The organism is Komagataeibacter sp. SM21 (assembly GCF_041402665.1).
In the GTDB taxonomy this organism is placed as follows: Bacteria; Pseudomonadota; Alphaproteobacteria; order Acetobacterales; family Acetobacteraceae; genus Komagataeibacter; species Komagataeibacter saccharivorans.
This window is the reverse complement of sequence record NZ_JBGLOV010000002.1, coordinates 306,637-332,208: the sequence shown is the minus strand read 5'-3', so window position 1 is coordinate 332,208 and position 25,572 is coordinate 306,637. Positions and strand designations below refer to the sequence as shown.

Annotated in this window: 20 protein-coding genes; 14 read left to right on the top strand and 6 right to left on the bottom strand. The window is 63.8% G+C overall.

The annotated features are described in order from the left end of the window. Positions 1–59: 59 nt before the first annotated feature. The 3 genes from ACBR42_RS03545 to ACBR42_RS03535 all read left to right on the top strand — a co-directional run bounded on the left by ACBR42_RS03545 (position 60) and on the right by ACBR42_RS03535 (position 1,809). On the top strand, positions 60–353 hold the full coding sequence (locus ACBR42_RS03545; protein ID WP_371207284.1) for a YciI family protein: 294 nt from the start codon (positions 60–62) through the stop codon (positions 351–353). A gap of 10 nt (positions 354–363) precedes the next feature. Next, on the top strand, positions 364–783 hold the full coding sequence (locus ACBR42_RS03540) for an EVE domain-containing protein (protein ID WP_371207283.1): 420 nt from the start codon (positions 364–366) through the stop codon (positions 781–783). A gap of 174 nt (positions 784–957) precedes the next feature. Further along, positions 958–1,809, top strand: coding sequence for an EcsC family protein (locus tag ACBR42_RS03535; protein WP_132304751.1), 852 nt, complete (start codon positions 958–960; stop codon positions 1,807–1,809). 121 nt (positions 1,810–1,930) lie between these two features. Here the strand turns inward: ACBR42_RS03535 and ACBR42_RS03530 are convergent, their stop codons facing one another. Then, positions 1,931–2,116, bottom strand: a complete 186-nt coding sequence (locus ACBR42_RS03530) for a hypothetical protein (protein WP_110546590.1) — start codon at positions 2,114–2,116, stop codon at positions 1,931–1,933. Between the two features lie 24 nt (positions 2,117–2,140). Then, complete coding sequence (locus ACBR42_RS03525; protein WP_371207282.1) at positions 2,141–3,115, bottom strand: 2-hydroxyacid dehydrogenase; 975 nt, start codon at positions 3,113–3,115, stop codon at positions 2,141–2,143. 83 nt (positions 3,116–3,198) lie between these two features. On the opposite strand from ACBR42_RS03525, the gene aat reads away from it, so the two are divergent. The 4 genes from aat (at position 3,199) to ACBR42_RS03505 (ending at position 5,672) form a co-directional block, all read left to right on the top strand. Continuing rightward, the gene (aat, locus tag ACBR42_RS03520) at positions 3,199–3,882 is read left to right on the top strand and encodes a leucyl/phenylalanyl-tRNA--protein transferase (RefSeq protein WP_371207281.1); all 684 of its coding nucleotides are present in this window, start codon (positions 3,199–3,201) and stop codon (positions 3,880–3,882) included. Between the two features lie 52 nt (positions 3,883–3,934). Next, positions 3,935–4,609, top strand: a complete 675-nt coding sequence (locus tag ACBR42_RS03515) for a hypothetical protein (protein WP_371207280.1) — start codon at positions 3,935–3,937, stop codon at positions 4,607–4,609. Between the two features lie 38 nt (positions 4,610–4,647). Beyond that, positions 4,648–5,241: a hypothetical protein gene (locus ACBR42_RS03510; RefSeq protein WP_371207279.1), complete on the top strand. Its 594-nt coding sequence runs from the start codon at positions 4,648–4,650 to the stop codon at positions 5,239–5,241. Between the two features lie 128 nt (positions 5,242–5,369). Continuing rightward, entirely contained in the window at positions 5,370–5,672 is a 303-nt protein-coding gene (locus ACBR42_RS03505) for a hypothetical protein (protein ID WP_102323147.1), read from the top strand. A 4-nt stretch (positions 5,673–5,676) separates the two neighbouring features. Here ACBR42_RS03505 and ACBR42_RS03500 read toward each other — a convergent pair whose 3' ends face one another. Together ACBR42_RS03500 and ACBR42_RS03495 are read right to left on the bottom strand one after the other, a co-directional pair. Beyond that, entirely contained in the window at positions 5,677–6,183 is a 507-nt protein-coding gene (locus ACBR42_RS03500; protein ID WP_102324139.1) for a peroxiredoxin, read from the bottom strand. Positions 6,184–6,313: 130 nt separating this feature from the next. After that, positions 6,314–9,337, bottom strand: a complete 3,024-nt coding sequence (locus tag ACBR42_RS03495) for a bifunctional [glutamine synthetase] adenylyltransferase/[glutamine synthetase]-adenylyl-L-tyrosine phosphorylase (RefSeq protein WP_371207278.1) — start codon at positions 9,335–9,337, stop codon at positions 6,314–6,316. A 65-nt stretch (positions 9,338–9,402) separates the two neighbouring features. Here ACBR42_RS03495 and ACBR42_RS03490 point away from each other — a divergent pair, with 65 nt between their 5' ends. Next, positions 9,403–12,726, top strand: coding sequence for an AsmA-like C-terminal region-containing protein (locus tag ACBR42_RS03490; RefSeq protein WP_371207320.1), 3,324 nt, complete (start codon positions 9,403–9,405; stop codon positions 12,724–12,726). Between the two features lie 46 nt (positions 12,727–12,772). On the opposite strand, the gene ACBR42_RS03485 is transcribed toward ACBR42_RS03490, so the two are convergent. Both ACBR42_RS03485 and dctA read right to left on the bottom strand, forming a co-directional pair. Further along, complete coding sequence (locus ACBR42_RS03485; RefSeq protein WP_110546581.1) at positions 12,773–14,074, bottom strand: MFS transporter; 1,302 nt, start codon at positions 14,072–14,074, stop codon at positions 12,773–12,775. Positions 14,075–14,127: 53 nt separating this feature from the next. Continuing rightward, positions 14,128–15,498 (bottom strand): C4-dicarboxylate transporter DctA, encoded by a 1,371-nt coding sequence (gene dctA / locus ACBR42_RS03480; protein WP_371207277.1) that lies wholly within the window; start codon positions 15,496–15,498, stop codon positions 14,128–14,130. 247 nt (positions 15,499–15,745) lie between these two features. Between dctA and ACBR42_RS03475 the strand changes: the two genes are divergently transcribed. The 6 genes from ACBR42_RS03475 to ACBR42_RS03450 all read left to right on the top strand — a co-directional run bounded on the left by ACBR42_RS03475 (position 15,746) and on the right by ACBR42_RS03450 (position 25,534). After that, positions 15,746–17,095, top strand: a complete 1,350-nt coding sequence (locus ACBR42_RS03475) for a DNA recombination protein RmuC (RefSeq protein ID WP_282757490.1) — start codon at positions 15,746–15,748, stop codon at positions 17,093–17,095. A gap of 52 nt (positions 17,096–17,147) precedes the next feature. Further along, positions 17,148–17,885: a response regulator transcription factor gene (locus ACBR42_RS03470; protein WP_102324141.1), complete on the top strand. Its 738-nt coding sequence runs from the start codon at positions 17,148–17,150 to the stop codon at positions 17,883–17,885. Next, positions 17,875–19,275, top strand: a complete 1,401-nt coding sequence (locus ACBR42_RS03465) for a HAMP domain-containing sensor histidine kinase (protein ID WP_102323152.1) — start codon at positions 17,875–17,877, stop codon at positions 19,273–19,275. Before ACBR42_RS03470 ends, ACBR42_RS03465 begins: the two co-directional genes overlap by 11 nt. Before the next feature lie 162 nt (positions 19,276–19,437). After that, positions 19,438–22,626, top strand: coding sequence for an efflux RND transporter permease subunit (locus ACBR42_RS03460; RefSeq protein ID WP_132304739.1), 3,189 nt, complete (start codon positions 19,438–19,440; stop codon positions 22,624–22,626). After that, the gene (locus ACBR42_RS03455; RefSeq protein WP_102323154.1) at positions 22,623–23,909 is read left to right on the top strand and encodes an efflux RND transporter periplasmic adaptor subunit; all 1,287 of its coding nucleotides are present in this window, start codon (positions 22,623–22,625) and stop codon (positions 23,907–23,909) included. The genes ACBR42_RS03460 and ACBR42_RS03455 overlap by 4 nt, the downstream gene beginning before the upstream one ends. Next, entirely contained in the window at positions 23,906–25,534 is a 1,629-nt protein-coding gene (locus tag ACBR42_RS03450) for an efflux transporter outer membrane subunit (protein WP_102323155.1), read from the top strand. The genes ACBR42_RS03455 and ACBR42_RS03450 overlap by 4 nt, the downstream gene beginning before the upstream one ends. Positions 25,535–25,572: the final 38 nt, after the last annotated feature.

Below are 25,572 nucleotides of genomic sequence, written 5' to 3'. Positions count from 1 at the left end.
AAAAAGACACGGCCAGTCCTGTCCCTTCATGGTACTGTCCCGCCACAGGAGGAGAAAACATGCTGTTTGCGATCATTTGTACCGACAAGCCCGGCGGTCTTGAAACCCGCAAGGCCACCCGTGAGCGTCACCTTGCCTATCTGGAACAGTGGAAGCAGCACATCGTGCATGGCGGTCCGCTGCTGGACGCGGAAAACCGCCCCTGCGGCAGCCTGCTGGTGGTGGATGTGGCCGACCGCGCGGCGGCCGAAGGCTTCGCGGCAGAAGACCCCTATGCCCGTGTCGAACTGTTCGAGAGCGTGGTCATCCGTCCGTTCCGTTCAGTTTTTCGTGATTGCATGCGGGTGGAGTGAAGAACCGGGCATGGCTTACTGGCTGATCAAGTCCGAGCCGGACGCGTTTTCATGGTCCGAGCAGGTGGAAAACGGCGTGGAACCGTGGACCGGCGTGCGTAACCACCAGGCGAAGAAGAACCTCGCGGCCATGGAAGTGGGGGATCAGGCGTTCTTCTACCACTCCAACGTAGGGCGCGAGATCGTGGGCGTGGTGGAAGTCGTGCGTGCTGGCTATCCCGATCCCACGGCGGAGGATGGCAGATGGGTATGCGTGGACGTGCGCGCCGTGGGGCCGATGCCCCGCCCGGTCACGCTGGCGCAGATCAAGGCCGATCCGGTGCTGGAGGATCTGGCCCTTGTGCGGCAGTCGCGGCTGTCGGTCGTGCCGGTTTCGGATGCGCACTGGGGACACCTGTGCGCGATGGGCGGCTGGAACAGCCACGGTTGAGGCGCGTTTCATGCCAGAAGGTATGGTGATGCGCATTGCAAGAACGCCATCATGGTGCTGAAACAGTGGGAACTGCCGCATGGGCGTTGCGGGCGGCGTCATCCATCCCGCCGGTAGTGCAGGGACATGGGGCCGGTCCGTACTGTTACGGAAGATCAGGCGAAGGGCATTGTAATGAGTGCAGGTTCCTCCAACGAACTGGCACCGCTGACGCTGGACAGCGCGTGTATTACCGAACTCCAGCAGGCGCTGGAACGGGTCGAGACGGGGCGCGGCGTGCTGGTGCGTCTGGCCGACCTGATGGGCGGTGCCGTGGGGCAGGCGGCGATGCTGGGCATGCGCACGCTGGGCCTTGCGCCCACGTTGCAGGCCAGCCTGCAATCCGCTGCCGAAACGGCCATCCGGCGTGCATTCGACATCGCGGTGATCGGCATGGACCGCCCGCATGACGTGTCCGCCCAACCGGGCGGCGGTGCCGCATGGCGCGACCCGGCGGTGAAGGCCGCCGTAACCATGTCGGGGGCCATAGGCGGTTTTGCCGGCCTGCCGGGACTGGTGGCCGATGTCGGCTTCACGACGCTGACCATCATGCGCGAGATCGCGCGTATCGCCCGCGAACAGGGGGAAGACCTGTCGCAGGAAGATGCGCGGGCGGCGTGTCTGGAAGTATTCGCCCTCCGTGCCTTCCCCTTTGGCGCGAACCGGAAAGCCGCGCCGGGGGAGGATAGCGAACTGGGCTATTTTTCCGCCCGCGCCATGCTGCGCGGTCGCCCGGTTGTCATGCTGGTCAGTGAAGTGGCGACCCATTACGGGCTGGGCCTGTCGCGCAAGTTCGCACTGCAGATGATGCCGGTGGCTGGCGCGCTGTGCGGGGCGTCGCTCAACGCGGCGTTCCTGTCGCATTACCGCGCGGTGGCGCAGGCGCATTTCACCATCCGGCGGCTTGAGCGTGAATATGGACCGGAAGTCCGCCGCACCGCCGCTGACCTCAAGGCCCACGCCGCAAGTCAGGTCAACGAAGGCTGAAGCGGTAATAATGCTGGCAGACGCGCTTCCTCTCCATTGGTGAGGGCGTCTGCTACGACTTTATTTCTGTGAAAAACTTCAGTTCCCGACCGCTCCGGGCATGGCCCGGAGCGGCTGTCTGTCATGCTTTGCCGGATGTATGCCGCACGGGCTGCGGCTTCCTTACGATTTCGATGGTCGCGGCGATCAGCGTGAAGACCACGTAAAATCCGGTCAATGTCTGCAACAGGCCATTCATGCGCGGCATGAACAGTTCCAGCAGCAGTGTGATCAGCGTGAAAACGATGAAAACGCCGGGCAGTCCCATAAGCGTGCTTCCCTTACGGCCGGATCAGGTGTGGACGGGGGTGGGGGCTGCGCGGCCGTTCAGCACGGCTTCCACGTTTTCAATCGCCAGCATGCCCATGTCGGTACGGGTTTCGATGGTGGCGCTGCCGACATGCGGGGTCAGGAACACGTTGGGCAGTTCCAGAAAGCGCGGGTCGGGATTGGGTTCATTGCGGTAGACATCCAGCCCGGCGGCGGCAAGCTGGCCGCTGCGCAGGGCCGCGATCAGGGCGTCCTCATCCACCAGCGCGCCACGGGCGGCATTGATGAAAATGGCCCCGCGCGGCAGGCGGCCCAGCAGGTCGGCATCGATCATGCCCTCGGTTTCGGGCGTGGCGGGCAGATGCAGGCTCAGGATATCGCAGTGCGGCAGCATGTCGGTCAGGGTGCTGAAATAGGTGGCGCCCGCTTCCTGCGCGGCGGGCAGGCGGCGGCGGTTGGAATACATGACCGTCATGTCGAAGCCACGCGCCCGCCGGGCCACGGCCTGGCCGATGCGGCCCATGCCCACGATACCCAGCCGCTTGCCGCTTATGCGGGTGCCCAGCATTTCATCCATCGCAAGCGGACGGCCCCAGCCTTCGCGCATGAGCGTGGTGTATTCCCCCGCGCGCCGGGCGGCAGCCAGCATCAGCAGGATGGCCATGTCGGCATTGCAGTCGGTCAGTACGTCGGGCGTGTTGGTGACGATGATGCCACGGGCATGAAGGGCTGGAATGTCCAGATGGTCCGTGCCGACGCTGACGGTTGCGACAACCTTCACGCAGTCAGGCAGTTGCGCCACGTCATCGCCACGCAGCGGCAGGCCCGTCGATGTCATGATGGCCTGCGGCTGGAAAGCGCGCGCGGCGTCCAGCAGTTCGCGGGTTGTCATCCGGTGGTCCGGGACGGGGGCTATGGTAAAGTTCTGCTCGATACGCTGCATGACGGGATCGGTCTGGCGCTGGGTCAGCAGTACGCGGGGGCGGGTAGCGGACATAGAGGGTGGTTTCTCCGGCCTAACGGGGGCATGACACAGGCGATCGTGCCTGCAGAAGCATGCGAAAGGGTTATCCTAAGAACATGACGGGTCAAGAGACGGTTCCGCTTACGCCGGAACTTATGCTGCGCGCCTACCGGGCCGGCCTGTTTCCCATGGCGCCCGATGCGCGGTCCGACGAACTGGAATGGTTCTTCCCGCAGATGCGCGGCATCCTGCCGCTGGAGGGATTTCATGTGCCGCGCAGGCTCATGCGCACGGTGCTGTCGGATCGCTTTGCAGTAATGACAGATCAGGATTTCGCAGGAATCATGGATGGCTGTGCAGCACCCATGCCGGGGCGCGAGGATACATGGATCAACCCGCGCATCCGCACCCTGTTCTGTCAGCTTCACGCCATGGGCCATGCCCACAGCATCGAAACCTATCATGAGGGCAGGCTGGTCGGCGGCCTGTATGGCGTGGCCATCGGTCAGGCTTTTTTCGGGGAAAGCATGTTCAGCCGCATGCGCGACGCATCCAAGGTGGCGCTGGTCCATCTGGTGGCCCGCCTGCGTCTGGGTGGCTTTACCCTGCTCGATACACAGTTCGGCACGGATCATCTGGCCAGTTTCGGCGGATACGAGATTCCGGCGGATGATTACATGCGCCAGCTTGTCCGCGCGGTGGCGCAACGGGCGCAATGGATCGGAAATGACAGCGCGGCGGAACTGCTGCCCGCCATCCGTGCCCTGCGGCCCGCGGGCGCGATGGACGCGGATGGTTGACAGTCCTGCGCGTGCAGGGTTCCGTCTTGGCAGAAGAAGGGGAAGAAACGTGATGAAACAGGGAGCGGCCTGCCCGGTAAAGGGTAAGGGCAGGGGGCCGTTGGGCATGATGATGTTCGTGGCGGCCATTGCAGCGGGTGGCGCACCCGGCATGGCGCAGGAAGCCGCCACCGTTCACCCCCCGCTTACCCCCACGCGGGATGTGCAGGTGGACTATAACGTGCAGCCCGATGGCATGCCCGAGCCCAAGGCCGTGCGCACATGGTTCGCCTATAATGGCGGTCTTATGCGAATCGACAGCCCGCTGGCCATGGGCGAGATGGTGCTCAACCGCATGACCCGTCAGGTCATGATCATCATCAATCCGCAGAAGGTGTACAGCCAGCTTGATGCCCGCTACGGCATCCGCAATCCCTTCCTGCTGGACCTGTCCATGTCCTTCGTGCGCAAGGGCACCGCCACCGTGGCCGGGGTCACATGCACGCAGTGGGACGTGACGACCGATCAGGGCAACGCCACCACCTGCGTTACGGAAGATGGCGTGATCCTGCAGGAAGACGGTGTGGATGGGGACGGGCTGCGCGGTAAGCTGGAAGCGACGAAAGTGGTTTACGGACCCATTCCCGACAGCATGTTCCAGCCGCCCGAGGGCTATCGCAAGATCGAACCGCCCCCGCCGCCCGGCACGTCAGCCGCCCGCACGAACCCGGATCAGAAGGGCGGCTGACACGCCTGCCCCGTCCCCGTTTTGAAGGATTACATACCGTGACCCGTTTTTCGTATCGCAGTGGTCAGGCCCTGCTGGTGGCTGGCCTGCTGCTGGCTGGTGCAGGCCATGCGTCTGCCGCCACCGATGAGACCCCCTTCGTCACCCCCCAGAACGATGTGGACGTGACCTACACCATCTACCCCCCCCATGACACGAAGGAGGTCATGACCCAGCGCATGCGCTGGTCCAGCGGGCGGATGATGCAGCGCGTCGATCCGGGCAATGCCACCACCTACATGGTTACCGACTACCACGCGGGCACGCTGACGGTGGTAAACCCCGAGCAGAAGATCAGGACGGTCATTCCCGCGCCGGGTGCCGGTAATGTGCAGATGGGGCAGCGTGCGCAGGGCAACTGGCTGCGCACCGGCACGGCCACCGTTGCCAACATCCCGTGCACGTTATGGCAGACGCAGGACACCGACCAGCGTCCCAGCGAAATCTGCTACACCGATGATGGCGTGATGCTGGAAGTCATCCGTGATGGCAAGGTGATGGTGGAAGCCACCGCCGTCACCCGTGCGCCACAGGCGGACGACGTGTTCGCCATCCCTTCGGGCCTGAAGGAACTGCGCGCGGCCCATCCGTAACGGCCGAGGCCGGTTTATGGCATGAAAAGGGCGATTCCTGCCCGTAAATCGCCATGACCCTCCTGTCTCATCCCTGTCAGGCGGGGATGCGTTCCCCGCCTGATCGAGACAGGAGCAGGAAGAGTTTGATGAAAAACATCGGGCGTATTGCAGCCACCGGGCTGCTTGTCCTGACCGGGCTGGCGGCAGCCGCACCGGGCGCGCAGGCCCACGGGCGTGGCGGCGGGGGCGATGCGCTGGTTGGGGGACTGGTGGGTGGCATTGTGGGTGGCGTCATCGGCGGGGCCATGGTGGACAGCTACGGGCCACCGCCGCCTCCGCCCCCGGTCTATTACCGTCCCCCACCGCCGGCGGTGGCCTATTATGCCCCACCACCCCCGCCGCCGGTCGTGGTCTATGGTCCCTATGGCGGACCGGGACGTCCCTACTGACGTGCTAGCCCGCTGTTCCCGCCTGTAGCGTCAGGGTCGCAATGGCCTTGCGCACGGCGGCGACGTGGTTCGGGACCTTTACCTTGCGCCATGCTTCCACCAGATGGCCATTGGCATCGATCAGGAAGGTCGCGCGTTCGATACCCATGTATTTGCGACCGTACATCGATTTTTCGACCCATACGCCATAGGCTTCCGTAACGCTGCCATCGCCATCCGATGCAAGGGGGAAGGTGAGGGCGTGATCGGCCGCGAATTTCTCGATTGCAGGCATGCCATCGCGGGAGACGCCGATGACGCTTACGCCATCCTTCTGCATGTCATTCAGGGCGGCTTCGAATTCGCAGGCTTCCCTGGTGCAGCCCGATGTATTGGCCTTGGGATAGAAATACAGCACGAAAGGATGGCCGCGCAGGGCGGTCAGGCTGACCGTGCGCCCATGACTTGCGGGCATGTCAAAATCGGGAACGGCGCTGCCGGGTTCGGGGAAAGGGGGAAGAACCTTGCTCATGACCTGCCTTGCTGATCTGTCCGCCTGCATGGCGTGGCGCGTCCGGTATCGGCGCGACCGGCATGCGGGGATATGGGTTGGGCTGCGATCATGCAACGCTTTGGCGGGCGGGGAAACACTCCCGGCGTGGCTATCGCGCCGGTGTGTCCGCAATGGGGGGAATCAGACGGTCGAATATCGCGGTTACGCGGGCGGCCATATCATCCATCCGGTCCAGCAGGGCCGTCGCATTGCGCGCCCTGACTTCCCCCATCAGGATTTCAAGGCTGGCCTGCGGGATCGCATCGGGCACGACGCTGCCGCATATGATGCGGACGAGCCCCTGCATCGACCGCCAGAACAGGTCCGCGCGCCGCAGCAGGCGGGCATCGGCCATATCCAGCGTCCCCGCCTGCGCCAGCCGCAGCAGCGCCAGCCGGGTGGAGGGATTACGGGCCTGGGCATCTGGCGTCAGCAGTTGCAGCCCCTGTGCGATGAACTCCACATCCATCAGCCCGCCCCGGCGGCGTTTGATGTCCCACGGGCTGGCGGCGGGATGTTCGCGCGCCAGCCGTTCGCGCATGTGACGCACGTCATGCAGGATCTGGCGGCTTTCCTTATCCGTCAGCGGGGCATGGTCCAGCGCCGTGGCGATGGCGTGGCGCAGGCGGGCGGCAAGGCGGGGCGGTCCCGCCACCACGCGCGCGCGGGTCAGGGCCATGCGTTCCCATGTCCATGCGGATTCTTCATGGTAGCGGCGGAAGGCGGACAGGGAGACGGCGACCGGCCCCTTCGATCCCGAAGGACGCAGGCGCATATCCACCTCATACAGCGGTCCCTCCCGTCCCGGCGCGGTCAGGGCCGCGACGAAGGCATGCGCCAGCCGGACGAAATACGTGCCCGCCGCAAGCGGGCGTCCGCGCATGCCATCCGTGCCGACTGTGCCATTAACAACGCTTTCCCCCGCATCGGGCGGATGATCGAACACGAGCATGAGGTCGAGGTCGGACCCCGGCATCATTTCATGCGATCCCGCTTTGCCCAGCGCCACAACCGCCATCGCACCACCGGGCACGGTGCCGTGGCGGCGTCTGTGTTCACCGGTGACCACGCGCAGCAGCCCGCGCATGACCGTTTCGGCCATGGCTGTGCGCGCGCGGGCGGCGCTGTCCTCGCCCATGCGGTGTTCAAGGCGGGCAACCGACAGGCGGAATTCCTCCCCGCACACCAGTCCGCGCATCACCGGCAGTACCTGCTCGGCCGATTGTGCCGATGTGACATGCCGCCTGACCAGCGCCGTGGCCGTACCCAGCGCGCCAGGACCGCCATCCATGTCCAGCAGCCCGTCCAGGGCGGAGGGAGTTTCGGCCAGATGGTCGGCCAGGAACGGCGCGCAGTCCAGAACGGTCACGATGCGGTGGATCAGTGCGGTATTGCGTTCCAGCAGCGACAGGAACTGCACGCCCGCCCATTGCCGCTCCAGCAGCGCATCGAAACGGCGCAGCACGGTCAGCGGCTGCTGGCGGCCCCCGATTTCGGTCATGATGGCAGGCAGCAGCCGGCGCAGCAGCTTGCGCGCCCGGTCGGAACGCAGCGCGCGCAGCCGGTTGCTATCCCACCGGTTGAGGATCTGCAGCGCGTCACCGATGTCATGGGGCGCGAAGCCGTAGTCACGCAGCCGGTCGGCGGCATCGACATCCTCCGGCGCGATGGTGATGTCCTGCCGGTCGCTTTCGGCAAACTGCAGGTCGAAGTTGCGGCGCGAATGCTGCATGACCGACAGCATGCTGCAGGCCAGTTCACCCGGCGTTGCAGCCAGCATGAAGGTGGCGAAGCGTGCGAATCCGTCACGTGTGTCCGGCAGGGTGTGGGTCTGGTGATCCATGCGCATCTGCAACCGGTGTTCGGCCTGACGCAGCATGCGGTAGTTGCGGACCAGTATTGCGCACTGGGCACGTTCCAGCAGTCCCGCGCGGCGCAGCCTGCGCAGGCCGCCCAGCGTGGTGGGATCACGCAGTTCGGGCCGCCTGCCGCCCCATACAAGCTGAAGCGCCTGCACGATGAACTCCACTTCCCGGATGCCGCCCTGTCCCAGCTTTACGTTCTGCCCCAGAAGCCAGCCGGTCGCGGTCTCGGGATCGCGGATAGACGCGGCGGGCAGGCTTTCCAGATCAGCGTGGCCCGCATTCCGGTGGCGGTCGATTCGTGCTTTCATGTCGTGCAGATCGTCGATCACCGCAAAATCAAGATGGCGGCGCCAGATGAACGGATGAATGTGTTTGAGGAAACGGCGGCCCGCCACAATATCCCCCGCAACCGGACGGGCTTTCGTCATGGCCGCGCGTTCCCATGTGCGGCCCATGCTTTCGTAATACTGGATGGCGGCGGGAAAGGACACGGCGGCGGGCGTTGCGGCGGGGTCGGGCCTCAGCCGCAGGTCCATGCGGAAAACGTAACCATTTGCATCACGCGCTTCCATCAGGGTGACAAGATCGCTAGTCATGCGCACAAAGGTATGTCGCAGTTCCCCGTTTCCGGGGTGGCGGTCCGGGTCATACAGGATGATCAGGTCGATATCCGAGGAGTAGTTCAGTTCCCGCGCGCCCAGCTTACCCATTGCCAGAACCACGAAGCCGCTGCCCCGGCACGGGTTTTCCGGGTCACGCAGGCGCAGTCGTCCGGTCTGGCAGGCATGCAGCAGCAGATGCCTGACCGCGGCCCCCAATGCGTTCTCGGCCAGTCCGCTCAGCGCCAGCGTCACCTGCTCCAGCGTCCATGCGCCCCCGATATCGGCCAGTGCAATGGCCAGCGCGGCCTGCCGCTTGGCGATACGCAGGGCGGCCATCACCTCAATGCGCGGGGTTTCGGGCGGCAGGGCTTCAAGTCCCCTGAGGATTTCGCGCACATGCGCATCCGGCCCGTCGAGCAGAAGGCGCAGGAAGGCTTCCGTATCGCGCAGCGCCAGGTCCGACAGGTAGGGACTGTTTCCCCCCAGTGCATCGGTCATGACGCGCACGCCCGCTATGCTGGCGATATCCGGCAGTCCCGCGCGGGCGCACGCCTGCGTCAGGTTTTCGTGCATGATGGTGGCCGCCCGGTCATCCGCCGGGTGGGGCCATGTGCATCCGCGCCAGGACGGGTGCAGCGTAAGGTCGGGTGTAGCGGGCATATCCATGGGGCAGGGTCCGGCAGGAGACTGGGAAGTCACGCATTTTCATGCGCTGGCGTAGCGTGGACGGTATGACGGAAACAGGTCAACCCACCCCCGTCGGCCCCCCCGGCGCAGGTCGCGTGCGCCGGGCGGTCATGGCGGCGGGGCGCGTGGTGATCTGGCTGGTGCTGCTGTGCATAACGCTGCCTGCCGTGTTCCTGCTTGTGCTGACGGTGCGCCTTTCGGCAGGTCCGCTGGATGTAACGCCCGCGATCAGGCTGTTCATGCCCATCCCGGTCGCCCATGGTCTGCGGCATGAGGATATTATCGGCGGCCTTTCAGCAGGGCATGTGCGCGTGGGCTGGAATGCCCTGCATGGCGGGATACGCGCCCCGTTCGTGATCTGGGTGGAGGATGTGCGCATCCAGCGCCACGATGGCTCGCTGGCCGATACGCTGCGCCGGGGGCGTATTACGCTGGACAGTCCGGCGCTGTTCCATGGCAGCGTGCGTATCCTTGAACTGTCCGTCTCGCAGGGGCGGCTGCGCCTTGCCCGTAACGCGGATGGCAAATTCGGCCTCGATCTGGGGCCCAACACACCATACCCTTCGCTCAAGCCGCAGGAGCCATCCCCTGTTGACCTGACGGATATCCGTCAGGCCGTCATATCCGATACGCATGTCACCCTGACCGACCGCGCCACGGGCCGTGTGTGGCGACTGGGGGAGGCAGACGCGCATCTGAACATCATAACGGATTCCGGCCAGAAAGGGGTGACGGGGGATATACGCCTCGGCCTTGAGGGCAATGGGGAACGCCTTGTCCTGCATGGATCGGGTGAGCATGTCGGCCCGCAGCAGGTGAACTGGACGCTGTTGCTGGACCCGATCAGCCCCGCCGCCTTCGCGCCGGGACAGAAGGAGGTCGCGCCCCTCGACCTGCCGGTAGGCGGCAGGCTGGATGTGGCGTTCCGCGCCGGGCGCGCTGACTGGCCTTTCCTCATGCCACGTGAATTCGGCCTCAAGCTGCGTGCGGGCAATGGTCAGGTCACGACCCGCAAGGCGGGGCAGTATCTGGTGGGCGAAGGCGAGGCCGATCTGGCTGGCACGCTGGGGACCGGGGCGGGATCTGTGCCCTTTGACGGGCCGCTGCATGTGGCGCTGCGCAATCTGGTCCTGCATCTGCGTGCGCCGGGTCACGCCAGTGATGACGGCAGCGGGCCGACGCTGCATGCGACGGCGGACCTGAAATCCGCCTCCCTGCTCCATCCCGCCTCGATCTGGCTGAATGTGGGCGCGCGGGCGCAGTCGCTGGACTTTGCGACACTGGGTGATTTCTGGCCCCCCCGCGCCATGAAGGGCGCGCGGCGCTGGGTGACGCAGAACATCCCGCAGGGCCATGTGGACCTGTTGCAGGTCAATATGGGTATGGCCAGCAATAAGGGGTGGAAGGGACTGAATGTCGCCTCGCTGGGGGGGACGATCGATGCGCACCGGATGGAACTGCACTGGCTGCGTCCGATCCCGCCCATGCATGACATGGATGCGCACCTGACCTTTGACGGGCCGGACCAGATGATGATCCGTTTCGGCCATGCCTATCAGCTTGTGGATCTGGCGGACCGGCATGTCGATGCGAAGGGGACGGGCCGGATCGAGGTGGGACCCGGCTCCATGCGGATTACGGGGCTTAGCGAAAAGGTGCAGCAGGGCGACATCAACGTCACCCTGCTGGGCAATGTGCGCGACGTGCTGGCCCTTCTGGCCGAACCCCGGCTGAATGTCCTGTCGCGCCATCCCATGTCGTTCACCCATCCGGCCGGGCGGGCGAATGTATCGCTGCATATTGCCCTGCCGCTGGATGCCCATGTCAGGCTGAACCAGATCGACCTGCGCAGTCATGCCGATCTGGGGGATGTGCATCTGGGCAATGTGGTGGTGGGCAGGCCGCTTGACCGGGGCAGCCTTGGCATCGACGCGACCATGAACGGACTGCTGCTGCAGGGAACCGGAGTTCTGGCGGGCATACCGTCCAGCGTCATCTACACCATGGATTTCCGCAGCGGGCCGATGGTGCGCGCGGTGGAAAGCGCAAGCCTGCAGGGACACGTCACGCCGGAAGGGGTAAGGCGCGCGGGATTCGAGATGGGCGAGCATTTTTCCGGCAGCGCCCTGCTGGATGTCGATTATGACCGTTACGTGGGCGGCAAGGCGCAGGTCGATATCGACCTTGATCTGGACCGTGCGGCGCTGGCCATTCCCATCTGGTCCAAGAAACCGGGGCAGGAAGCCAATGCCTCGGTCGAGCTTGATCTTGACCATGGAAAAATCTCGGGCATCGAGAACATACGCGCCGTCGGCCCGGACCTGCTGATCGATGGCCATGCCGAAACAACGGCGGGTATCGCCCGCAGGCTGATCCTGCGTGGCTTCCGGGTCGGGCGCTCGGTGGGGAATGCGGCGGTCACGCTGCCCATGCGTGACAGTGATCCCATTGGTGTCACTGTTGCGGCACGGGTGCTGGACCTGTCCCCGCTGGTTTCCTACCAGACCGCGTCCAGCAGTTCGGCGACGGCGAAGGCCCAGACATCGCAGGGAAGTGGCGGATACCACATGCCCGAAATGGCGACGGGCCGCGTCAACGGGCCGCCGGGGCGGAGCTGGAACCTCAATGTCGATGCCCGCACGCTGTATTATGGCCCTACTGACACGCTGACAAACGTGCACAGCCATCTGGAAACCAACGGATCGCGGCTGATGCGTGGCGTGCTGACGGTGGGCGGACCGGTCGCGGCCACGGCCCATGTGACCCCGCAGGGCAACAGCCGCCTGCTGGATGTGCATCTGGCCAGTCTGGGCAGCCTGCTTCAGGCCATGAAGGTGACGGATCAGATGCAGGGCGGCGTGACCGACATTAACGGCAGTTTTGATGACAGTGTCGCCACCGCTCCCTTCTCCGGCACGGTGCGGATGGGCTCATTCACGCTGCGCGACGTGCCCGCCGTGGTGCGGCTGGCCAATAATGCCTCGATTTATGGCTGGATGCGCGCGCCGCATGCGCCGGGTCTTGAGATTGACCAGCTCAATATCCCGGTCACGATGAACGAGGGCAACATCCATATTGCCGACGGGCTGGTCAGCAATGCCTCTCTCGGCGCGACGGTGACGGGGGATGTGAACCTTGAAAAGAAGTCGCTGGCCCTTGATGGAACCATCATCCCTGCCTTTGCCGTCAATGCGGCCCCCGGTCATCTGCCGGGGCTGCTGGGATGGCTGTTCAGCCCCGAGAAAAACAGCGGCGTGGTCTCGGCCACCTATCAGGTCACAGGGCCGATGGCGAACCCGGCTGTGCATGTGAACCCCTATGCCATGCTGCTGCCGGGGTTCCTGCGTAATCTCATGCACGTTCACTGACCGCCTGCCTCTCGACGGAAGGAGAGGCAGGCGGTCAGGTCACCCTTCAGCTTTCCTGCGTGATCCGGTCATGCGCGGGCAGAAGGAATATAACCGTCAGCAGCGAACACGCGATGCAGCCGGTCACGTACCAGTAGAACAGGTCTTCATGCCCGATCTGCTTGAACCATAACGCGATGTATTCAGCCGTGCCGCCAAAGACCGATACCGTCAGCGCATAGGGCAGTGCGACCCCCAGTGCGCGGACACGTGTGGGAAACAGTTCGGCCTTCACCACCGCATTGATGGACGTGTAGCCCGAAATGCCGATAAGGGCCGCCGTAACCAGCCCGAACGCGGCAAGGGGCGACTGCACGGTTGATATGGTCCGCATGAGCGGCACGGTGAACAGGCAGCCCACAATACCGAATGACAGCAGCAGCCGCCTGCGTCCCACCCGGTCCGACAGCGCGCCAAAGGCGGGCTGGATCAGGGCGAAGACCACCAGTGACGCGGTGGAGACCAGCGTTGACTGCTCCTTGGTCAGGCCCACGGTATTGACCAGATATTTCTGCATGTAGATCGTGAACGTGTAGAACGAAACCGTACCGCCCAGTGTCAGCCCGCATACGCCCAGCACCTCGCGCGGGTGGCGCAGCAGGACACGCAGGCCACCATGGGCCGCACTGTCGCGCGTGGCGGCGTTGAACTGCTCACTTTCCGCCATGCCCCGGCGAAACCACAGGATCGACAGCGCCAGCAGCGCACCGATGCCGAAGGGAACGCGCCATCCCCATGCGCCGAGCTGCGCCGGGCTGAGCAGCGCGAACTGCAGCACCAGCAGCACGACAAGGGCCAGCAACTGTCCCATCACCAGTGTCACGTACTGGAAACTGGCATAGAAGCCGCGCTGCGCGGCTGGCGCTATTTCAGACAGATAGGTAGCACTTGCCCCGTATTCGCCCCCAAGGCTCAGCCCCTGCAGCAGGCGGGCGAGCAGCAGGATGCTGGGGGCGGCCACGCCAATGCGCGCATAGGTCGGGCAGACCGCAATGGCCAGAGATCCCGCGCACATGGCGATGATGGACAGGCTCAGCGCCGCCCGTCGCCCGTAACGGTCGGCCATAAGCCCCATAAGCCACCCGCCCACCGGCCGCATGAGAAAGCCGATGGCGAAGACCGCCGCACTCTGCAGCAGTTCCGTGGTTGCGTTGCCCGGCGGAAAGAACGCATGCGCGAAATACATGGAAAATGCGGCGTATACGTACCAGTCGTAATATTCGATCAGATTTCCCGATGAACCCGCAATAATGCTTCGTATCCGCTGTGCGGTGGTCAGCGCGCCGGTCTGGGTCTGGAAAACAGGCATATGGAAGAACCTATGAAGGGCAGGGGACAGGGCGGAAAAAGGGGTAGGGAGGCCTAACCGGCGGATGACCGGCTGACGGGGACGGTCTCTACACCGGGGATGACCGGCGTTTCAGCCTGCTCGTCGCTCAGGCGGCCGGACAGGGCGGCTGCAAGGCGTTCCGTATCCAGCGCGCCTTCCCACCGGGCCAGCACGATGGTGGCCACCGCATTGCCAATGATGTTGGTCAGCGACCGGCATTCGGACATGAAACGGTCAATGCCCAGAATCAGCCCCATGCCCGCCACCGGCACATCCGGCACGACCGCCAGCGTGGCCGCCAGCGTTACGAAGCCCGCGCCGGTCACGCCCGCGGCCCCCTTGGAACTGATCATGGCGACCAGCAGCAGGCTGATCTGCTGGCCCAGGCCCAGATGCACATCCGTCGCCTGCGCGATGAACAGCGCCGAAAGCGACATATAGATATTGGTGCCATCAAGATTGAAGGAATATCCCATCGGCACCACCAGACCGACGACGGAAGGTGCGCAGCCTGCGTTTTCCATACGGGTCATGAGGCTGGGCAGGGCTGATTCGGATGAACTGGTACCCAGAACGATCAGCAGTTCCTCACGCAGGTAGGCCAGAAGCGGAAGGATGCGAAAACCGTTCCACCGTGCAACGGCCCCGAGGATCACCAGCACGAACAGCGCCGATGTCGCGTAGAACGTCACCACCAGAAAGGCCAGATGCAACACCGCGCCAATGCCGAAACGCCCGATGGTAAACGCCATGGCCCCCAGCGCGCCGATGGGGGCGGCATACATGACCAGCCGTACCACGCCGAACACCAGTTGCGTCAGTTGCCGCAGCAGCGTCAGGATCGCCTGACCCCGCGCCCCCATATGCGAAAGGCTGATGCTGAACAGGATGGCGATCAGCAGGACCTGCAGGATGTCGCCCGTGACAAAGGCGCTGACGACCGTATCGGGAATGATGTTGAGCAGGAAATCACTGAAGGAATGCGCCTGCGCCCGTGCCGCATAGGCCGCGACCGCATGGGTATCCAGCGTTGCGGGGTCGGCATGGATATGCGCGCCGGGCCGGACGATGTTGGCCATGACCATCCCCACCACCAGCGCCAGCGAGGAGAAGGTGAGGAAATAGACCATGGCCTTGGCCGCGAGCCTGCCCGCCTGGCCCAGATCCGTCAGGCTGGCGACACCCGTCACCACGGTCAGGAATATGACCGGCGGGATCACCATCTTGACCAGCCGGATGAACGCATCGCCCAGCGGCTTGAGGGTTACGGCCGTATGCGGGCAGAAATGCCCCAGTGCGATACCCGCCACCACCGCAAGGACAACTTGCACATACAGGCTGCGAAACAGGGATCTGCGCCGCGCGGGCCGGGCCTGCGGGCAGGTCTGCGTTTCCTCGGGCATGGTGGATGGGTCCTCACGAACGGTTCGGGCGCCCGTGCTGGTCACACGCGGCGGTATGGGCATGCAGGACGCACGCTAGTGGTTTGTGGCACCGCAGGAACCTGAAAAACAGGTGATATGCGATCGTTTCGGTTGGTGCATATCATGGTTGCCAGATATTCCAAAAAAACATGATGGCTTTACAGCACCCGTATTACAGGGCACGGACCTGATTTGTTCTTTCTGATCTGATGGGAAACCTCCAGCCATGTCCGATATGCCCGCATCTGCTGCTGTCTGGATCGGAATGTTCTGTGCCGTTGCGTCGTGCGTGATGTCCTTCATCATCCTGCGCCGTATGTCACAGCAGCCCGACCCGCAGGCGGAAGGCGACGTGCTGGCGCGGCTGTGCATCATGATGGAGCGCGAGACCACGGCCCGCGTGGCGGAAAACGAAGTCCAGCGTGCGCGGATGGCCGAAATCGAACGCGCGCTGTCCACCCGCCTTGACCAGCGGCATCAGGAAATGACGGAAACCTTCAACCGCATTGCCCGCATGATGGGCCGCGACCTGTCGGAAATGCGCGTGACCCAGGCCGAATCCCTGCGCGAAATGGCGGAGGAGGGCAGACGGCAGAGCGATGAACTGCGTGCCGCCGTGAATGAACGCCTGCATCAGGCGGTGGAAAAGCAGATGCAGACTTCCTTCCAGCGTGTGCTTGAACAGATCGGCGCCATGCAGAAGGCGATGGGGGAGGTCTCGGCCATGACCGCGCAGGTCGGGGACCTCAAACGTCTGTTTTCCAACGTCAAGACCCGTGGCGGATGGGGGGAGGCGCAACTGCGCACCATACTCGACGACGTGCTGCCCGAAGGTGCGTACGACACAAACCGCCGCCTGCGCGACGATAGCAGGGAGGTGGTGGAATTCGCGGTCCGCATGCCGGTGCGCGCGACGGTCCCGCCGGTGCTGGCCATTGATTCGAAATTCCCGACCGAAGCCTATGAACGCCTCCTGCAGGCGGTGGAGGACTGCAATCCAGATGCCGAGCGTGCTGCCCGCCGTGCGCTGGAAACCACCCTGCGGATCGAGGCGCGCAAGATCGCGACCAAATATATCGTGCCGCCTGTAACTGTGGAATTCGCCGTTCTCTACCTGCCGACCGATGGGCTGTATGCCGAAGTCGCGCGAATTCCCGGCCTGCTGGACGAAATCGGGCGCGCCTATCGCGTCATCGTGATGGGGCCGGGGCTGATGCCCGCCATGCTGCGTACCATCCATCTGGGATATGTGACGTTGGCGCTGGAAAAGCGCACGGATGACATTGCCCGCCTGCTGGGGGCCACGCGGCAGGAAATGCTGCGTATGGACGGGGTGCTGGAAAAGCTGGCCCGCAATGCTTCCGCCATGTCATCCTCGATTGATGAGGCCCGCCGCCGCACCAGCCTTGTCAGCCGCAAGCTGCGTGATCTGGACATGGACCCGCAACATCCCGTGCCCGCCGGGGATGACGGGACAGCCCCGGCGGCACATCCCGGCATGGCGAACGGGGCGCGGCAGGCCGACATGATGCCCACATGGGCCGATGATGGCCCGCACCCGGACGGGCATGGCTGAAAACGATTTTAATTGGCCCGTTTCCGCGCAGCACTGCATAAAGGAAGGGATCATGACCATGCCGTCCGAAATCAATCCTTCCCAGCCCGCGCCCCTGGCCCCGCAGCCCGTGGCCGCGACGCGTATCCTGCTGATCGAGGATGACAGCAAGATCGCGCAGGAAGTGGTGGAGGAACTGGAAAGCCGTGGCTTCCATGTCCAGCATGAGGAATCGGGGGCCGCTGGCCTGTCCATGGGGCTGAACGCCCATTTCGACGTGATGGTCGTGGACCGCATGCTGCCCGAACTTGATGGCCTGACGCTGATCGAGACCCTGCGGGAGCGCAAGGTGCATGTGCCGGTTCTGGTGCTGTCCGCCCTTTCGGCGGTGGACGACCGGGTCAGCGGGCTGAAGGCGGGTGGCGATGACTACCTGACCAAACCCTTCGCGATGGAGGAACTGGCCGCGCGGCTGGAAGCCCTGCTGCGCCGCCCGGACAATTCCCGCCAGACCATGCTGCGCGCGGGACCGCTGGAAATGGACCTGATCGAACGCACGGTCACGCGCGCGGGGGTGCCGATCGACCTGCTGCCGCGTGAATTCCGTCTGCTGGAATATCTCATGCGGCGTCCCAATCAGGTGCTGACGCGCAACATGCTGCTGGAAGATGTGTGGAATTACCGCTTCATCCCGCAGACCAACCTTGTGGATGTCCATATCGGCAAGCTGCGCCGCAAGATTGACGAAAGCGGCAAGCCCGCCCTGATCCAGAGCATCCGTGGCGCGGGGTTCATGCTGCGTGTTCCGTAACGAACTGTTCCGGACCGCCACTTTCCGCCTGACGCTGGCGGTGGTCGCGGCCATGATCGGATCGGCGGCTTTGCAGTTCTTTTTCGGCTACAGCCAGGCCAGCGTGTTCGAGGCCCGGCGTTCCGACATGCTCCTGCTGCGTGAAGCCAGCATCCTGCAACGCGAAACCCCGCAGGAACTCGAACAGCAGGTACGCGACCGCGCGACCGACGACCTGCGCATCCTGCTCAATGTCACCACGCTGTTCGACAGCCAGCAGCATTATATCGTGGGCGACCTGCATAACTGGCCCGCCGATCTGGTGGCGGACGGGCATGTCCATGTCATTACCCCCGAAGCAACGGGCGGCGGCTCATCCACCGTATTGCGGATGGTTGCGGTGAAGGTGCCGGGGGAGCGGTATCTGGTTCTGGGGCGCAGCCGGCACATGCGTACCGAACTGCGGCTCATGATGCGGCATTCCATGCTGGTGTCGATCGTGCCGACCGTGCTGTTCGCACTCATGACCGGCATCGTGCTGAGCCATCGCGCCCTGTCCCGCGTCAAGGACATGCACGAGGCGATCGACCGCATCATGGAAGGCGACCTGCATGAACGCCTGCCCGCGGGTAAGCAGAATGACGATCTCCAGCGTCTTGCGGGCAGCGTCAACCGCATGCTCGACCGGCTGGAACAGCTCCTTGATGAAATACGCGACGTGGGCAACGACATCGCCCACGACCTGCGTACGCCGCTGGCGCGTGTGCGGGCGCGCCTTGACCGTGCGCTGAACGCCGACCATTCGGCGGAAGCGCTGCGCAATGTCATTTCCCATACCATCGATGATCTGGACCAGTCATTCGCCATCATCACCGCCCTGCTGCGCATAGGCGAGATCGAGAACGGCCGCCGACGGGCGGGTTTCGGCACGGTGGACCTTGAATCGCTGGTGGCGGATATCATCGATCTGTACGAACCGATTGCCGAGACCAAGGGGATCGCCCTGTCCCATGTTACGGGTGATGATCCCCCCATTCATGTACTGGGTGATCGGGACCTGCTGATCGAGGTTCTGGCCAACCTTGTGGACAACGCCATCAAATTCACGCCCGAAGGGGGGCGGGTGGAAATCCGCACCCGCATGAATGATGGCTGCGCCATGCTCCAGATCGCCGATACGGGCATCGGCATTCCCGCCGGCGAACGCAGGGCGGTCACGGGGCGCTTCTACCGGTCCGATAAAAGCCGTCACATTCCCGGCAGCGGGCTGGGGCTGAGCCTTGTATCCGCGATTCTGGCGCTGCATCACGCGCGGCTCGATATCCTGCAGTCGCGGGTGCATGACAGTCTGCCCGGGGCAACCATGAACATCGTTTTTCCGCCATCCGGGGTTGTGCAGCCCGGAAACTAAATTGAAATTTCATTTGCCACCTGACGCTCCCTCATTAACACCGGAAGGACAGACGGGGAGACGAGACATGCATGAACACCACCTGTCCCGTGCGAAGGCGGCATGCGACATGCGCCTTGCTACGTGGCGTAGACCGCCACAGTGGAGGGTAACTGGCCGCGCATGAACGGTATTGTCGTTACCGCGCTCAAGCGGCCATATACTTTCGTAGTTCTCTCCATCCTGATTGTCGTGTTCGGTGTGCGGGGCCTCCTGCGCACGCCAACGGACGTGTTCCCCAGCATCAATATTCCCGTGGTCGCGATCTGCTGGACCTATACCGGCCTCATGCCGGAAGATATGTCCGGGCGCGTGGTGTACTATTACGAGCGCGCACTGACCGCCACGGTGAACAACATCGAACATATCGAAAGCCAGTCCTATTACGGACGTGGCATCGTGAAGGTGTTCTTCCAGCCCGGCACCGATACCGCCGTGGCGCAGACGCAGATCACCGCCGTTTCCCAGACTGTCATCAAGCAGATGCCCGCAGGCATGACGCCCCCCCTTGTACTCACGTACAACGCGTCTTCCGTGCCGGTGCTGACGCTGCAGGTTTCATCCGATTCCATGACGGCGTCGGAAATTTACGACATGTCCTCCAACCTGATCCGCCCGGCGCTGGTATCGGTTGCGGGGGCGGCCATTCCCAATCCCTATGGCGGCCAGCCGGGCAACATCATGGTCGATCTGGACCAGAGCAAGCTGCTGGCCCACAAGCTGTCCGCCACGGATATCGGTAACGCGCTGGGCAAGCAGAACATCGTGCTGCCCGCCGGTGACCAGCAGATCGGCGCGTTCGACTGGATGGTCCAGACCAATGCCTCGCCCGAGGAGATAGACACCTTCAACAACATGCCCATCAAGCAGGAGGGCAATTCCGTCGTCTACCTGCGCGACGTGGCATGGGTGCATGCGGGGGGACCGCCACAGACCAACATGGTGCTGGTCAAGGGGCATCAGGCGGTGCTGATCGTCATCATGAAAAGTGGTGATGCGTCCACCCTGTCCGTTGTCAGCGGGATCAAGCAGCTTCTGCCCTCCATCGTCAGGACGCTGCCGCCGGGGGTCGACATCACCGTGCTGGGCGATGCCTCCACCTTCGTGAAGGAGGCGGTGCGCGACGTGGTGCAGGAAATGGGCACCGCCGCCATGCTGACCAGTCTTGTGGTGCTGTTGTTCCTTGGTTCGTGGCGATCGACTGTCATCATTGCAACGTCCATCCCGCTGGCCATGCTGTGCTCGGTCATCGGGCTGGGGGCGGCGGGGCAGACCATCAACGTCATGACGCTGGGCGGTCTGGCGCTGGCGGTGGGTATCCTCGTCGATGATGCCACCGTCATGATCGAGAACATCGACGCACATCTGGAAATGGAAAAGGATCTGGAAACCGCCATTATCGATGCGGCCAACCAGATCGTCATTCCCACCTTCGTCTCGACATTATGTATCTGTATCGTGTGGATGCCGCTGTTCCAGCTTACCGGTGTGGCAGGCTGGCTGTTCATGCCCATGGCGGAAGCCATCATCTTCGCCATGATCGCATCCTTCATCCTGTCGCGTACGCTGGTGCCGACCATGGCCAAATACATGCTGGCGGCGCAGGTCGCGGCCCATGCCAGAGCAAAGGCGGAGGGTGGCCATCAGGAACCGCGCAATGTCTTTGGCCGCTTCCAGCAGGGGTTCGAGCGCCGCTTCGTCATCTTCCGTAACAACTACCGTGGGCTGCTTGAACATCTGGTGACCATTCGCGGGCGTTTCGTCCCGATATTTGCCCTGTCCGCCTTCTGTTCGCTGGGTCTGCTGGTTTTCGCGGGACAGGATTTCTTCCCCGAAATCAACTCCAACGCGCTGGCGATCCATATGCGCGCGCCCATGGGCACCAAGATTGCCGAAGCGGGCAAGATCGCGATGCTGGTGAATGACGAGATCGAACGCCTGCTGCCCAATCAGGTCGAAGGCATCGTCAATAACTGCGGCCTGCCGTTCAGTCCGCTCAATCAGGCGTTCATTCCCACGCCCACCGTTGGCGCGCAGGACTGCGATCTGACGGTTACGCTGAAGAATGATGAAGCGCCGGTGGCGGAGTTCCGTGGCATCCTGCGCAAGGGGCTGGCGGAGAAATTCCCCGGCACCGAAATCACCTTCATGCCAGCCGATCTGACCGCCAAGATCCTGAACTTCGGGCTGCCCGCGCCGCTTGATGTGCAGGTATCGGGGCGCAACCTGTATGGCAATTTCGATTTTGCCGAAAAACTGGCCGAAAAGCTGCGGCACGTCACCGGCATTGCCGATGTGTCGGTGCAGGAACCGCTGAATACGCCGACCCTGCGCGTCAATGCCCGCCGGACCTACGCGCTGGGCACCGGCCTGACCGAAGCGGACGTGGCGAACAACGCGCTGGCCGTGCTGTCGGGCAGCGGGCAGGTGGCGCCGACCTACTGGCTGGACCCCAAGACGGGCGTTTCGCATCTGGTCGATATCCAGACGCCGCTGCAGTTCCTGCAGACCCTGAACGATCTTGAAACCATCCCTATCGACAAGGGGGATGGCAACCCGTCCGACAAGGCGCCGCAGATACTCGGTGGCCTGAGCCAGATCGTGCAGACGGGCACGCCGGGCGAGGTTTCGCACTACAACATCATGCCGGTGTTCAACATCTATGCCTCGAACGAGGGACTGGACCTTGGTGCGGTCTCCCGTGAGGTCAACCGCGTGGTGGCAGAGGCCAGTAAGGACCTGCCCGCAGGCTCAAGCCTGAGCGTGCGTGGTCAGGCTTCCACCATGAACGGGGCGTATGTCCAGCTTATCGGCGGTCTCGCGATGTCGATCCTGCTGGTGTACCTGATCATCGTGGTGAACTTCCAGTCGTGGATGGACCCGTTCATCATCATTACGGCCCTGCCCGGTGCGCTGGCGGGTATCGCATGGAGCCTGTTCCTGACGCACACGACCCTGTCGGTTCCGGCGCTGACGGGGGCGATCATGTGCATGGGCACGGCCACGGCCAACTCCATCCTTGTCGTCTCCTTTGCGCGGGAACGGATGGATGTGCATGGCGATGCCGTCCGTGCCGCGATCGAAGCCGGTTATGAACGTATCCGTCCCGTCCTGATGACGGCGTCGGCCATGATTATCGGCATGCTGCCCATGTCGCTGAGCAATTCGCAGAACGCGCCGCTGGGTCGTGCGGTGATGGGGGGGCTGCTTGTCGCAACCTGCGCCACGCTGCTGTTCGTGCCCTGCGTGTTCGCCCTGATCCATTCCAGAAAGTCCAAGAAGGCCGCCGTCGGCGAAGGAGAGCACGCATGACCGCCACAGGGGAAAACCACACGCCGCACAGGTCCGGGCGTGGGCGGCTGTACGCCACTGTGGGCGGGATCGTGCTGGCCGCGGTTGTTATCGGCGGCATTGTGGAACGCCGCATCCATGTCTCCCACCTGAAAGCCGCGACACAGGACGCGGCCATTCCCCGCGTGCAGATCATCCTGCCGCAGAAAGGCCCCAAGACCCGCACGCTGGACCTGCCGGGCAATATTTCCGCATGGTACCAGGCGCCGATCTATGCGCAGGTCTCGGGCTACGTGCAGATGTGGTACAAGGATATTGGCGCCAAGGTGAAGGCGGGCGAGATTCTGGCCACCATCGACACGCCGGGACTGGATGCGCAGTATGCGGCGTCCAAGGCGAATTTTGACGTGGCCATGGCGCGCTACAGGCTGGCGCAGATCACGGCCCGGCGCTGGCGGGCGCTGCAGGGCACGCAGGCCGTGTCGCAGCAGGAAGTGGACGTGCAGGCCGCCAATGCCGAAGTCAATCAGGCGGAGGTGGAAGCCGCCCGGCATGAGGTCTCGCGCTATGCCGCCCTGATCGGGTTCAAGCAGCTTGTGGCGCCGTTCGACGGGGTGGTTACGTCCCGTCTGGCTGACGTGGGCGATTACGTGAACGCGGGCGGGGGCGATGTCTCCTCACGCGGGACGGCGACCGAACTGTTCAGCGTGGCCGACGTGCACCGGATGCGTATTTTCGTATCCATCCCGCAGGACTATGCGGACATCATCAGCCCCAAGCTGACGGGCGACGTGTCGGTGCCGCAGTATCCGGGCAAGGTGTTCCGGGCCAAGTTCCTTGCAACCGCACGTGCGTTCAACTCCGGCACCCGCACCGTGACCACGGAACTGGTTGTCGATAACGACAAGCGGGAACTGTGGCCCGATTCCTATGCCAATGTACATTTTGTCGCACCCGGTGACCCCGATATTCTGATAATTCCCGAAGGCGCGCTTGTATTCCGTGCGCAGGGTATGCAGGTGGCGATTGTGGATGACGATAACCGCATACGCCTGCGCAATGTAACGGTTGGCACCAACCTGGGGACGAAGGTGCAGGTTCTGGCGGGTATCGGCCCGAAGGACCGGATTGTGAACAACCCGTCCGCAGGTTTGCTGGAAGGCCAGAAGGTCTATCTGGTCGGCGCGACGACGGGGTACAATGACGCCGGGGCCACGGCATCCCCCGGAGTCGACAAGGGAGATGACGTGCGGGCCATGCCAGCGGGTGACAGTAACGCAAGCGATACCGGGGTGCGGCAATGATGGGAGCGCCGCCCAGCCGGTTCCGCCATGTCCTTTCGCGCCATATGCTCTCACTTGCCGGTTGCGCCGCCCTGGCGGGCGGTCTGGGCGGCTGTGTGGACCTTGCTCCCAAATATCGCCAGCAGCATTACATGCTGCCCGATAACTGGAAGGGCGACGGGGTTGTGCAGTACGGCAACCCGCAGGATGGCGTATCGCGCGGGGACTGGTGGCAGGTCTTTCACGACCCCACCCTTGATGAGCTGGAAGAACGTGCAAGCCGCCTGAACCCGGACCTGCAGGCCGATGCGGAAGCCTTCACGCAGGCACGCGACATCGTGGCGGAAGCGCAGTCCAATCTGTACCCCCAGATCAGCGGGGCGGCTTCAGCCTCACAGAATCAGGCGTCCAGCCACAGGCTGTGGCGTGGTGCGGGTTCGCAGGGGCCGATCTACATGTCGTCGGAGCAGTATAGTGCTTCCGCGCGATGGGAGCCGGATTTCTGGTCCGGCATCCGCAACCGCAGGCGTGTGCAGCAGCGTCTGGCGCAGGCGGCGGCGGCTGACTTCGCCGTGGCGCGTCTGAGCATCCAGTCCGAACTGGCCAATGACTATATGCAGTTGCGCGGCATGGACGCGCAGCATGCGGTCTATCTCGACTCGATCCGTTATTACCAGACCGCGGTGCAGATCACGAAAATGCGGCAGGCGGGGGCTATCGCCGCGGGAATCGATGTCTCGCGCGCGCAGACCCAGCTTTCGTCCACGCAGGCGGCGGATACGGACCTTCAGGCCCGCCGGGCGGTGATGGAACATGCGATTGCCATTCTGGCCAATGTGGCGCCGTCCGATTTCCATATCACGCCCCGTTCCCAGATCAGCTTCCCCAAGGTGCCCGCCCCGGTGGGCATTCCCGCCACCCTGCTGGAGCGCAGGCCCGACATCGCCAGCGCCGAGCGGCATATGGCGGCGGCCAACCGCGCCATCGGTGTCTCGCGCGCGGCGTTCTATCCGCATGTAACCTTCAGTGCGACTGCCGGTTTCATGGATAACGGCTTCACGCTCGATAAATTCGCCAACGGCATGTACAACTATGCCGCGCAGGCTGTCCTGCCCCTGTTCCAGGGCGGACTGCGGCGCGCGGAACTGCAACGCAACTGGTCGCAGTACCGGCAGGCGGAAGACCAGTACCGCGCCACTGTGCTGGCAGCCTTCAAGGACGTGGAGGACGGGCTGAGCCTGACCCATGGCCTTGATACGGAGGCCACGCAGCAGGCTGAGGCGGTGCAGGCCGCCATGCGCACGCAGAACATGACCATGCAGCTTTATACGGGCGGCCTGACCAATTATCTGGACGTGGTGGTGGCGCAGGTCGCGGCCCTTCAGGCCCGTATTGCCGAAGTGCAGGTGGAAACCCGCTACATGCAGGCGCAGGTGGAGCTTATCCGCGCGCTTGGCGGTGGGTGGACCACGGCGGAACTGCCCAATAACCGGCAGATCCGTCCGTTCTCTCCGCTACAGTATACGCATCTGCGCACGCCCAAGGCCGTCAAGGGCGTCAATGTCGATAACGGGCCTGAATCCTACGACCTCTCAGGCAAGGGATTTCAGGACGGGGACTTGACAGGCACACCTAAACAGCGGTAGGTGCGCGCCTCTTATCGGAACGCGGGAGGTCACCCCCA